The 11,322-nt window shown below is 70.5% G+C and carries 11 protein-coding genes and 1 pseudogene; all 12 read right to left on the bottom strand.

The window, feature by feature from the left end:
• Nucleotides 1–7: 7 nt before the first annotated feature.
• Nucleotides 8–1,123: a DivIVA domain-containing protein gene (locus tag CCN56_RS29070; protein ID WP_041128775.1), complete on the bottom strand. Its 1,116-nt coding sequence runs from the start codon at nt 1,121–1,123 to the stop codon at nt 8–10.
• Nucleotides 1,124–1,190: 67 nt separating this feature from the next.
• Complete coding sequence (locus tag CCN56_RS29065) at nt 1,191–1,481, bottom strand: YggT family protein (protein WP_017238790.1); 291 nt, start codon at nt 1,479–1,481, stop codon at nt 1,191–1,193.
• Nucleotides 1,482–1,561: 80 nt separating this feature from the next.
• Nucleotides 1,562–2,182, bottom strand: coding sequence for a cell division protein SepF (locus CCN56_RS29060; protein ID WP_030693462.1), 621 nt, complete (start codon nt 2,180–2,182; stop codon nt 1,562–1,564).
• A gap of 122 nt (nt 2,183–2,304) precedes the next feature.
• The gene (locus CCN56_RS29055; RefSeq protein ID WP_041128776.1) at nt 2,305–3,024 is read right to left on the bottom strand and encodes a YggS family pyridoxal phosphate-dependent enzyme; all 720 of its coding nucleotides are present in this window, start codon (nt 3,022–3,024) and stop codon (nt 2,305–2,307) included.
• Complete coding sequence (gene pgeF, locus CCN56_RS29050) at nt 3,021–3,761, bottom strand: peptidoglycan editing factor PgeF (protein WP_086830947.1); 741 nt, start codon at nt 3,759–3,761, stop codon at nt 3,021–3,023. The genes CCN56_RS29055 and pgeF overlap by 4 nt, the downstream gene beginning before the upstream one ends.
• Entirely contained in the window at nt 3,758–4,972 is a 1,215-nt protein-coding gene (gene ftsZ / locus CCN56_RS29045; protein WP_041128778.1) for a cell division protein FtsZ, read from the bottom strand. Before ftsZ ends, pgeF begins: the two co-directional genes overlap by 4 nt.
• 279 nt (nt 4,973–5,251) lie before the next feature.
• Nucleotides 5,252–6,055, bottom strand: a complete 804-nt coding sequence (locus CCN56_RS29040) for a cell division protein FtsQ/DivIB (RefSeq protein WP_086830946.1) — start codon at nt 6,053–6,055, stop codon at nt 5,252–5,254.
• A gap of 36 nt (nt 6,056–6,091) precedes the next feature.
• Entirely contained in the window at nt 6,092–7,177 is a 1,086-nt protein-coding gene (murG, locus tag CCN56_RS29035; RefSeq protein ID WP_041128780.1) for an undecaprenyldiphospho-muramoylpentapeptide beta-N-acetylglucosaminyltransferase, read from the bottom strand.
• Between the two features lie 6 nt (nt 7,178–7,183).
• Complete coding sequence (ftsW, locus tag CCN56_RS29030; protein WP_086830945.1) at nt 7,184–8,524, bottom strand: putative lipid II flippase FtsW; 1,341 nt, start codon at nt 8,522–8,524, stop codon at nt 7,184–7,186.
• Between the two features lie 55 nt (nt 8,525–8,579).
• Complete coding sequence (gene murD / locus CCN56_RS29025) at nt 8,580–10,019, bottom strand: UDP-N-acetylmuramoyl-L-alanine--D-glutamate ligase (protein ID WP_086830944.1); 1,440 nt, start codon at nt 10,017–10,019, stop codon at nt 8,580–8,582.
• Complete coding sequence (mraY, locus tag CCN56_RS29020; RefSeq protein WP_086830943.1) at nt 10,001–11,071, bottom strand: phospho-N-acetylmuramoyl-pentapeptide-transferase; 1,071 nt, start codon at nt 11,069–11,071, stop codon at nt 10,001–10,003. The genes murD and mraY overlap by 19 nt, the downstream gene beginning before the upstream one ends.
• Nucleotides 11,068–11,322: pseudogene (locus tag CCN56_RS29015) on the bottom strand (UDP-N-acetylmuramoyl-tripeptide--D-alanyl-D-alanine ligase); the annotation flags it as partial. The pseudogene CCN56_RS29015 and the gene mraY, both read right to left, overlap by 4 nt.

Below are 11,322 nucleotides of genomic sequence, written 5' to 3'. Positions count from 1 at the left end.
CGCCGCCTCAGTTGTCGTCCTCGTCGATCAGGAAGCCCCGCATCGGCGCCGGCGCCTGCTGCATCGGCTGGGGCGCCTGCGGCCGGACCGGAGCCATCGGCTGGGTCATCGCCGGGGACATCTGCTGCTGGCCGCCGTAGGAGGGGGCACCGCCCATGGACGGCGCACCGCCCATCGCGCCGTTGCCACCGTAGGACGGCGCGCTCGCGCCCGCCGAGGCCATCGACGGGGCCGGCGGCAGCGAGGCCGTGGCCGGGGTGCGCGGCGGAGCCAGCGAGTCGTCCGCCTGGGTCTCCAGCTGACGCAGCTGGGACTCCAGGTAGGACTTCAGGCGCGTGCGGTACTCGCGCTCGAAGCCGCGCAGGTCCTCGACCTTGCGCTCCAGCGTGGCGCGGGCGGACTCGAGGGAGCCCATCGCGACGCGGTGCTTCTCCTGCGCGTCCCGCTCAAGAGCGTCCGCCTTGGCGCGGGCGTCCCGCTCCAGGCCCTCGGCGCGGGAGCGCGCCTCGCCGACGATCTTGTTGGCCTCGGAGCGCGCCTCGGCGATCGCCTGGTCGGCGGTCTGCTGGGCGAGCGAGAGGACACGCGCGGCACTGTCGCCACCGGGGCCCTGCTGCGGCTGCTGCATCTGCGGCGGCTGCATCTGCTGCTGCTGCGGGTGACCCATGGGGCCGCCCTGCATCGGGCCGGGACCCATCGGTCCGCCCTGCATGGGGCCACCCTGCATCGGGCCGGGACCCATGGGCCCGCCCTGCATGGGGCCGCCCTGCATGGGGCCGGCGGGAAGCGCGGGGGCACCGGACGGCAGCTGCGGCGGACCCATCTGCGGCTGCTGCTGCTGAGGGGCCGGCGGTCCGGATATGGCGGCGGGCACGGGCGCGCCGGGACCGACGGGACGATCCTGCGGCTCCGGGGGCTTGCGCATGCCCTGCTGCTGGTTCTGCGCGGCGGCACGCGTCGCGGCGGCCAGCTTGGCGCGCAGGTCCTCGTTCTCGCGGAGCAGGCGGGTCAGTTCGGCTTCGACCTCATCGAGGAAGGCATCGACCTCGTCCTCGTCATAGCCTTCTCGAAGGCGGACGGTCGTGAACTGCTTGTTCCGCACGTCCTCGGGGGTCAGCGGCATCTCTTCTTCACCTCTACGTAGTCGTCGGCAGTCGGCAAGACCGTATCGTCCACTCGTTCCTCCACCATCACCTCGCGAAGCTGCTCACGATGGAGATCAGGATGTAGACGATGATCATCAGAACGAAGAAGGACAGGTCGAGTGCCACGCCCCCGAGACGCAACGGCGGGATGAGTCGCCGCAGAAGCTTGAGCGGTGGATCGGTGACAGTGTAGGTGGCCTCAAGGACGACCACCATCGCCTTACCGGGTTGCCATGAACGGGCGAACTGGAAGACGTAGTCCATGACAAGCCGGACGATCAGGAGGACGAGGAAGCACATCAGCACGATGTAGACCACCTGTAGTGCGACGCCCATCCCGCGTTTCCCTCTCCCCTGGCTTTCGTGCTCTCGCTTGTCCGGCCGCTTCGCGACCGGTCCGTCCGGTTCTCGTGTTCTCAGCTCTGGTTGAAGAATCCGCCCTCTGCGATCCGGGCCTTGTCCTCCGCCGTGACATCGACGTTAGCAGGCGACAACAGGAACACCTTCTGCGTCACGCGCTCAATGCTGCCATGGAGCCCGAAGACGAGTCCGGCGGCAAAGTCGACAAGTCGCTTCGCGTCCGTGTCGTCCATCTCCGTGAGGTTCATGATCACCGGGGTGCCCTCACGGAAGTGTTCCCCGATGGTACGGGCCTCGTTGTAGGTCCGCGGGTGCAGCGTGGTGATGCGGTACGGCTCCCGCTCGGACACGACCTTGGGCATGATCACCGGTGCGTTCTTCTCCAGGCTCGGACGTTCGGGTGTGATGGATGCCACGGGGGCAATTCGGGCCGGACGTCCGCTTTCGGCGAGTACCGGGACAGAGTGAGCGATCGGCTCCCGGGGGGCCGGAGGCTGCACCACTCGGACCGGCTCCTCGCGCTCCACCTGACGCGGGGGGGTGTGGCGCCGGTCGCGCTCGGGCTCCGGCTCCAGCTCGGGTTCGAAGTCGTCGTCGGGGTCGAAGCCCCGGCCGTCGTACCCATCGTCCTCCACGAGGCCGAGGTAGACCGCCATCTTGCGCATCGCGCCGGCCATTCTCTGAGTCCTCCGCTCTGTGGTGGATCGGCCTTGTCACCAAGTGCCGGCGATCCACGGGCCACTCCGCCGTTCTGCGGAATGACCATATTTTCTGCTGTGGTCCGACTTGCTTCGCGACGTTACCCGAGCTTCGGGCGGACACCGAGTACCGCCGTACCGACGCGTACGTGTGTCGCCCCGGCAGCGACGGCCTCCTCGAGGTCCGCACTCATCCCTGCTGACACCATGTTCGCAGCCGGACGGGTCGCGCGCAGGGCAGTCGACAAATCCATCAGCCGATCGAAGGCGGCCCGTTGCCGGCCCGCGTACTCCCCGGCGAGCGGGGCGACGGTCATCAGTCCGTCGAGCCGCAGCCCGGGCGCGGCGTCCACGGCCGCGGCCAACTCCTCGATCCCGTCCGGCGCGACACCTCCGCGGTCGCCCCGCTCGCCGGACTCGGCGTCGAGCGCGACCTGGATCAGACAGCCGAGCTCGCGCCCCTCCTTCTCCGCGGCCGCGGAGAGGGAGGAAACGAGCTTCAGGCGGTCGACGGACTGCACCACATCGGCATAACCCGCCACGGATCTGACCTTGTTGGTCTGCAACTGACCCACGAAGTGCCAGCTCAGATCGAGGTCGGCACAGGCCGCCGCCTTCGGGGCGGCGTCCTGGTCCCGGTTCTCGGCGACGTGCCGCACACCGAGTTCGTGCAGGATCCTCACGTCGCTCGCGGGGTAGGTCTTGGTGACCACGATCAGGGTCACCTCCTCCCGCGCGCGTCCGGCGGCGGCGCACGCGGCGGCGATGCGCTCCTCCACCGCGGCGAGGTTCGCGGCGAGTTCCGACTTGCGATCCGTCATGTCTCTTCTCGGTTCAACCAGACATATCCCGCGAGTCGCCCTGTGGTGCGATCGCGGCGGTACGAGTAGTGGTCGCGCGATTCCAGGGTGCAGACCCCGGCGTCCTCGACGTCCCGGACCCCGAGCCGCTCCAGTTGCGCGCGCACTCCGGCGGCGACGTCGACGGCGGGGGTGCCCCAGGAGGTCTCCGCGTACGCGGCCGGTTCGACGGCGGCGACCTCGGCGCGCATCTCCTCCGGCACTTCGTAGCACCGGCCGCAGACGGCGGGTCCGGTGCGGGCGACGATCCGGGCCGGGTCGGCACCGAGCTTCACCATCGCCGCGACGGCGGCGGGTACGACTCCGGCGACCATGCCGGGCCGCCCGGCGTGGGCGGCCGAGACGACTCCGGCGACGGGGTCGGCGAGGAGGACGGGCACGCAGTCCGCGGTGAGGACTGCGAGGCCGAGGCCGGTCCTGGCGGTGACGATCGCGTCGACGGACGGGATCTCCGCGTCCCCCCACGGGCCGTCGACCTCGGCGACCTCGGCACCGTGGACCTGGTTCATCCAGACCACCCGCGCCGGGTCGAGCCCGAGGGCTCCGGCGGCCGCCGCCCGGTTGGCGAGGACGGCCGCGGGCTCGTCCCCGACCGCTCCACCGAGGTTGAGCTCCTCGTACGGAACGGCGCTCACCCCGCCCCACCGGTCGGTGAAGGCGAAGTGGGCGCCGTTCGCGTCGAAGCGCTGTCCTATCACTTCAGGAAGTCCGGGACGTCCAGCTCCTCGGCCTGGCTGTCCGCGTACGGACGGGCCGGCGGGACGACCGGCGGGACGGGCGCCGGCGGGACCTCGTTGACGACCGGGGCGGGCTCGACCGGGATCGGGGCCGGCTCCTCGCGCGGGGCGACCGTGCCGAGGCCGCCCAGCGGGCGGGGGGTCTCGGTGATGCGGGGCGCCGGGGCCGGCTCCTCGCGCTTGGCCGAGACCGAGCCGATGATGTTGTCCCGGCGGGCCGGCGGCTGGCCGCCGTCGAAGCCGGCCGCGATGACGGTGACCCGGACCTCGTCGCCGAGGGCGTCGTCGATGACGGCGCCGAAGATGATGTTGGCCTCGGGGTGGGCCGCCTCGCTGACCAGCTGCGCGGCCTCGTTGATCTCGAAGAGACCGAGGTCGCTGCCGCCGGAGATGGAGAGCAGCACGCCGCGGGCGCCGTCGATGGAGGCCTCCAGGAGCGGCGAGGAGATCGCCATCTCGGCCGCCGCCACCGCGCGGTCGTCGCCGCGGGCGGAGCCGATGCCCATGAGCGCCGAACCGGCCTCGGACATGACCGACTTGACGTCGGCGAAGTCGAGGTTGATCAGACCCGGGGTGGTGATGAGGTCGGTGATGCCCTGGACACCGCTCAGGAGGACCTGGTCGGCCGACTTGAAGGCGTCGAGCACGGAGACCTGGCGGTCCGAGATCGAGAGCAGCCGGTCGTTGGGGATGACGATGAGGGTGTCGACCTCTTCGCGGAGCTCGGCGATGCCGTCCTCCGCCTGGTTGGCGCGACGGCGGCCCTCGAAGGTGAACGGGCGGGTGACCACGCCGATCGTCAGGGCGCCGAGCGAGCGCGCGATGTTGGCGACGACGGGCGCGCCGCCGGTGCCGGTGCCGCCGCCTTCGCCGGCGGTGACGAAGACCATGTCGGCCCCCTTGAGGACCTCCTCGATCTCCTCACGGTGGTCCTCTGCCGCCTTGCGACCGACGGCCGGGTTGGCCCCGGCCCCGAGGCCGCGGGTCAGTTCACGGCCGACGTCGAGCTTGACGTCGGCGTCGCTCATCAACAGCGCCTGTGCGTCGGTGTTGATCGCGATGAACTCGACGCCCTTGAGGCCGACCTCGATCATTCGGTTGATGGCATTGACACCACCGCCGCCGACACCGATGACCTTGATGACTGCGAGGTAGTTCTGCGGTGCTGCCACGTCGAAGGCCTCTCGCCTCGAGTTACGTGTCGTCGCTGCGCGGTTGGTCGCGCCGCTCCGACGGATGCCGATTGGGACGGTCCGAAACGCCGACCCGAACCCTAACGTTGAAGTTTAGGGTTACCAGTGTCTCTGTTCGTAGGACTCTTCCGAACAGGACACTAAGTCGACAAGTGGCGCACGTTCAACGAACACGCCGAACCTCCCGTTTTTCTTTTCACCCTATGTGATCACCCGTAGCGGTGGCCAACCCAGGGTCCTGACCGGCGAAGATGCCCGTCAACTTCCCGACGAGGCGGGCGCCGTGGGGGCACTTACGTCGAAGTGCCCCGCTTTGGGAGTGGCCTTCATGAGGGCGGTCAGCACCCGGGCCTTGACCGGGCCGTGCTCACCGCTGCCCCAGAAGACCGTTCGCCCCCCGGTCAGCTCCAGAGTGACGGAGTCGTACGAGGTGATGCGTACGACACGAGCGTCCCGGGCGATCTCCGCCGGGAGTTCACCCCGGACGCGGACCGCCTCCTGGAGCAGTCGGTCCGCGCCGAAGCGGCGGAGACTCGGCGAGGCGGCGCTGTCGAGGACGAGCCGGGGGACGCCGCGCGGAGCGGTGTCGACGGTGGCGAACCGCATGCCCGTCGAGTCCACTTCGGTGAACTTTCCGCCCTTTTCGACAAGGAGAACGGGCTGCCGTTCCGTCACTTTCAGCCCGATTCCGTGCGGCCATGACCGCACCACGTCGATCGACTCGATGCGCGGCAGTCTCTGCCGGAGCCGGGCCTCGATCGCGTCGGTGTCGACGGTGACGAGCGGGGCGTCCATCGGGACGGCGGCGACGGTCTCGATCTCCGCCGGTGTCAGAACCCGGGTGCCGGAAGTCTTCACATGTTCCACACGGAACCAGGTGGATCCGTAGAGCGCCCAGACCCCGCCGGCCACGAGCGCGACGAGACCGAGCGCCACGAGGAGCACCCGGGACGCGGGCACCCGGAACCGACGGTTCCGGTCACCCGCGCCGGACGACCGCCCCGACGACCCCTTCGACTTGCTCGCGCCGCTCTTCTCCGCGGTCGTCGGTCCGGCTGCCACCGGGCGCCTCCTGCCTTCCGTCCCCCGCCGTGCCTGCTAGCGGGCGGCGATCGCCTCGTACACCATGCCGACGAGCAGGTCGTCGGCGTCCCGGCGGCCGAACTCGGCGGCGGCGCGGGACATCTCGTACAACCGGTGCGGATCGGCCAGTACGGGCAGGACGTTGCCCTGCACCCACTGCGGCGTCAGCTCCGCGTCGTCAACGAGGAGCCCACCGCCGGCCTTGACCACCGGCTGGGCGTTGAGCCGCTGTTCGCCGTTGCCGATGGGCAGCGGGACGTACGCGGCGGGCAGCCCGACGGCGGAGAGCTCGGCGACGGTCATCGCGCCCGCGCGGCAGAGCATCATGTCGGCCGCGGCGTACGCGAGATCCATCCGGTCCACGTACGGTACCGGCACGTACGGCGGCATACCGGGCATGTTGTCCACGCGCGGCATCTCGTTCTTCGGGCCGACCGCGTGCAGGATCTGGATGCCGGAGCGCTGGAGCACCGGGGCGATCTGCTGGATCACCTCGTTGAGCCGCCGGGCGCCCTGGGAGCCGCCGGAGACGAGCAGCGTCGGCAGGTTCGGGTCGAGGCCGAAGGCGGCGCGCGCCTCGGGCCGCACCCGCGCCCGGTCGAGGGTCGCGATGGTGTGCCGCAGCGGGATGCCGATGTAACGGGCGTTGCGGAGCTTGCTGTCCGGGGTGGCGACGGCGACCCCGGCCGCGTACCGCGAACCGATCTTGTTGGCCAGGCCGGGCCGGGCGTTGGCCTCGTGGACCACGATGGGCACCCCGAGGCGCTTGGCCGCGAGATAGCCGGGCAGGGCCACGTAGCCGCCGAAGCCGACCACGCAGTCCGCCTTGGTGCGCTCCAGGACCTGCTCGGCCGCCTTGATCGTGCCGCGCAGCCGCCCGGGGACGGTGATCAGCTCGGGGGTGGGCTTGCGGGGCAGCGGCACGGCGGGGATGAGCGCCAACTCGTAGCCCCGCTCGGGCACGAGCCGGGTCTCCAGGCCCTTCTCCGTGCCGAGCGCCGTGATCCCCACGCTGGGGTCCTGCCTGCGCAGGGCGTCCGCGAGGGCGAGCGCGGGCTCGATGTGGCCGGCGGTCCCCCCGCCGGCGAGTACGACATGCACCGAAATTCACCGCTCTCCGGACGGGCGCTTCTTGACGCGCCGTCGCATCGACTTCCATCTCTTCCCGGCCCGCTTGCCCCAGCCGGGGCGACGCATGGCCAGGGCCGCTTTCGCGGCGGGTTCCTGTCGCGCGAAGGCGATGAGGAGCCCGACGGCGAACATGGTCGGCAGCAGGGCCGACCCTCCGTAGGAGAACAGCGGGAGCGGGACACCGGCGATCGGCAGCAGGCCGAGCACCGCACCGATGTTGATCACGGCCTGAGCCGTGATCCAGGTGGTCACACCTCCCGCGGCGAACCTCACGAAGGGGTCCTCCGTGCCTCCGGCCACGCGGATACCCGCATAGCCTAGAGCCGCGAACAGGGCGAGTACCGACAGCGTCCCCGCGAGCCCCAGTTCCTCACCGGTGACCGCGAAGATGAAGTCGGTGTGCGCTTCGGGGAGTTGGCCCCATTTCTCGACGCTCGCACCGAGTCCGGAACCGAACCATCCGCCCGAGGCCAGAGCATAGATTCCGTGCGCGGCCTGCAGACAGGGGGCTCCTTCGCCGCCGGGGTCGGTCGCGCCGATGCAGTCGAAGCGCCTCATCCGGTTCGCGCTCGTCTTGATGAGCAGCACGCCGATCGCGCCGGCCACCGTGAGTACGCCGACGAAGAGCCGGGTGGGCGCTCCGGCCGTCCACAGCAGGCCGAAGAGGATGGCCGCGAGGATGATCGAGGTGCCCATGTCGCCGCCGAGCATGATCAGTCCGAGCAGCATGAAGGCGCCCGGGACCAGCGGCACCAGCATGTGCTTCCACTGGGTCAGGAGCCGCATGTCCTGTTTGCGGGCGAGCAGGTCGGCCCCCCACAGGATCAGCGCCAGCTTGCCGAACTCGCTGGGCTGGAGCTGGAAGGGGCCGCCGAGCGAGATCCAGTTCTGGTTGCCGTTGACCGCGTGCCCTATCCCGGGGATCTGCACGAGGACCATCAGGAAGACCGCGCCGACCAGGATCGGGTAGGCCAGCGCCCGGTGCAGCTTCACCGGCATCCGTGAGGCGACCAGGAGCAGTCCGGTGCCGAGGAGCGCGGCGAAGAACTGCTTCCGGAAGAAGTAGGAGGGCACCAGGTCGTAGCGGAGCGCCGTGATCATCGAGGCGGAGTAGACCATCACCAGGCCGAGCGCGGTGATGAGCAGCCCCGCGCCGATGATCACGTAATAGGCCGTGAGGGGCCGGTCCCAGGCCTTGCGGAGCCGCTCGTACGCCCCCCGTACGCCTCCGCCGCGCGGCCGCCGCGGGGTCGCGGGGGCCCGCCCTCCGCCGCGTGCGGCGGAAGGCCGGCGTGTCCCGGCGATCTTGCTCGGCATGGTCGCTGTCCCCTCCAGTCGTGCCCGGTCCGGCCGGACCCTCCCGCTGGTCGGGTCAGGCGTCCCCGGTGGCGGCGAGGGCGCGGACGGCGTCCGCGAAGGCCTCGCCCCGCTTGTTGTAGTTCGTGAACATGTCCATCGAGGCGCAGGCGGGGGCGAGCAGGACCGTGTCCCCCGGGGCGGCGAGCCGGGCCGCCTCGCGGACCGCCTCGGACATCGCCCCAGTGTCGGTCCGGTCGAGGTCCACCACCGGGACCTCCGGGGCGTGTCGCGCCAGGGCTTCGCGGATCAGGGCGCGGTCGGCGCCGATCAGGACGGCTCCGCGCAGGCGCTTCGCCGACCGCTGCACGAGCTCATCGAAGGTCGCGCCCTTGGCGAGGCCGCCGGCGATCCAGACGATCGGGTCGTAGGCGGCCAACGAGGCTTCCGCGGCGTGGGTGTTGGTGGCCTTGGAGTCGTCGACGTACGTGACTCCCTGGACCTCCTCGACCAGTTCGATGCGGTGCGGGTCGGGCCGGAAGGCCTTGAGCCCGTCCCGTACGGCCTTGGCCTCGACGCCGAAGGCCCGCGCGAGGGCGGCGGCGGCAAGGGCGTTGGCGATGTTGTGCGGGGCCGGGGGCTGGACGTCGGCGACCTCGGCGAGCTCCTGGGCGTTCTTCTGCCGGTTCTCGACGAAGGCCCGGTCGACGAGGATGCCCTCGACGACGCCGAGCTGCGAGGGACCGGGGGTGCCGAGGGTGAAGCCGATGGCGCGGCAGCCCTCCTCGACGTCGGCCTCGCGCACCAGGTCCTCGGTCACCTGGTCGGCGACGTTGTAGACGCAGGCGATCTGGTTGCCCTCGTAGATGCGGCCCTTGTCGGCGGCGTACGCCTCCATGGAGCCGTGCCAGTCGAGGTGGTCGGGCGCCAGGTTGAGCACGGCGGCCGAGTGGGCGCGGACGGAGGGCGCCCAGTGCAGCTGGTAGCTGGAGAGCTCGACGGCGAGCACGTCGTACTCCTCCTCGCCGAGGACGGCGTCGAGGAGCGAGACGCCGATGTTCCCGACGGCGGCGGTCCGCAGGCCGGCCGCCTCCAGGATCGAGGCGAGCATCCGCACGGTCGTGGTCTTGCCGTTGGTGCCGGTGACCGCGAGCCAGGGAGCCGCGTCGGGGCCGCGGAGGCGCCAGGCGAGCTCGACGTCGCCCCAGATCTCCACGCCCGCCTCGGCGGCGGCCGTGAAGAGGGGCTTGTCGGGCCGCCAGCCGGGGGCGGTGACGATCAGCTCGGTGCCGGCCGGCAGGGTGGCCCCGTCGCCGAGGCGGACGGTGATGCCCTCCGCCTCCAACTCCGCGGCCTGCGCCCGGGAGCGCTCGTCGTCGCCGTCGTTGACGACGGTCACGAGCGCGCCGCGGGCGTGCAGGACGCGGGCGGCCGGGATGCCGGAGACCCCGAGTCCCGCGACGGTGACCTTCTTGCCGTTCCAGTCGAGCTGTTCTGTCACTTTTCCGATGCCCATCCCGCGTAGAAGAGGCCCAGGCCCACGATCACGCACATGCCCTGGATGATCCAGAACCGGACGACGACCAGGACCTCGGACCACCCCTTGAGTTCGAAGTGGTGCTGGAGGGGCGCCATCCGGAAGACGCGCTTGCCGGTCAGCTTGAACGAGCCGACCTGGATGACCACGGACATCGTGATCAGCACGAACAGGCCGCCGAGCAGGGCCAGCAGGAGCTCCGTACGGGAGCAGATGGCGAGACCGGCGAGGGCGCCGCCGAGGGCGAGCGAGCCGGTGTCACCCATGAAGATCTTGGCGGGCGAGGTGTTCCACCAGAGGAAGCCGAAGCAGGCGCCCATCAGCGCGGAGGCGACGACCGCGAGGTCGAGCGGGTCGCGGACCTCGAAGCAGGCGTTGGGGTTGGTCAGCGTGATCGCGTTGGCACAGGACTCCTGGAACTGCCAGAGCCCGATGAAGGTGTACGCGCCGAAGACCATCACCGAGGCGCCGGTGGCGAGGCCGTCCAGGCCGTCCGTCAGGTTCACGCCGTTGGACATGGCCAGGATCATGAAGAGCGCCCAGACCACGAAGAGCACCGGGCCGATGTACCAGCCGAAGTCCGTGATGAAGGAGAGCTTCGTGGAGGCCGGGGTGTTGCCGCGCAGGTCCGCGAACTGCAGCGCGAGCACGGCGAAGGCGATGCCGACGATCAGCTGGCCGGCCATCTTCGCCTTGGCCCGCAGACCGAGCGACCGCTGCTTGACGATCTTGATGTAGTCGTCGAGGAAGCCGACCAGGCCCATGCCTGCCATGAGGAACAGCACCAGGACGCCCGAGTACGTCGGGTCCTCACCGGTGATGACCTTGGCAAGCGCGTACGCGATGAGCGTGGCCAGGATGAAGGAGATGCCGCCCATGGTGGGCGTGCCCTTCTTCCCGGCGTGACCGCGCGGACCGTCGTCCCGGATGAACTGCCCGTACCCCTTGCGGGCAAGGAGCTTGATCAGCAGCGGCGTGCCGATCAGGGTCAGGAAGAGCCCGATGGCCCCCGCGAAGAGGATCTGCCTCATCGGCCGGTGACCTCGCCCTCGGTGTCGAGGAGCGCCAGCGCGACCTGTTCGAGACCGACCGACCTGGAAGCCTTCACAAGGACGACGTCCCCCGGACGCAGCTCCCTGCGCAACAGGTCGACAGCCGCCTGCGCGTCGGACACGTGCACCGACTCCTCACCCCACGAACCCTCGTTATATGCGCCCAGTTGCAGCCAGGAAGCTTCCCTCTCCCCGACCGCGACGAGCTTGCTGACGTTGAGTCGGACGGC

This window comes from Streptomyces sp. NRRL B-24572 (assembly GCF_002156145.1).
Lineage (GTDB): Bacteria > Actinomycetota > Actinomycetes > Streptomycetales > Streptomycetaceae > Streptomyces > Streptomyces vietnamensis.
Note: the sequence above shows the minus strand (reverse complement) of the source record. Positions and strands in the feature narration are given on the sequence as shown.

Coding starts and splice junctions, on each gene's coding strand:
- CCN56_RS29070 (WP_041128775.1), bottom strand. CDS start 1,123: ATGCCGCTGACCCCCGAGGACGTGCGGAACAAGCAGTTCACGACCGTC.
- CCN56_RS29065 (WP_017238790.1), bottom strand. CDS start 1,481: ATGGGCGTCGCACTACAGGTGGTCTACATCGTGCTGATGTGCTTCCTC.
- CCN56_RS29060 (WP_030693462.1), bottom strand. CDS start 2,182: ATGGCCGGCGCGATGCGCAAGATGGCGGTCTACCTCGGCCTCGTGGAG.
- CCN56_RS29055 (WP_041128776.1), bottom strand. CDS start 3,024: ATGACGGATCGCAAGTCGGAACTCGCCGCGAACCTCGCCGCGGTGGAG.
- ftsW (WP_086830945.1), bottom strand. CDS start 8,524: ATGCCGAGCAAGATCGCCGGGACACGCCGGCCTTCCGCCGCACGCGGC.
- murD (WP_086830944.1), bottom strand. CDS start 10,019: ATGGGCATCGGAAAAGTGACAGAACAGCTCGACTGGAACGGCAAGAAG.
- mraY (WP_086830943.1), bottom strand. CDS start 11,071: ATGAGGCAGATCCTCTTCGCGGGGGCCATCGGGCTCTTCCTGACCCTG.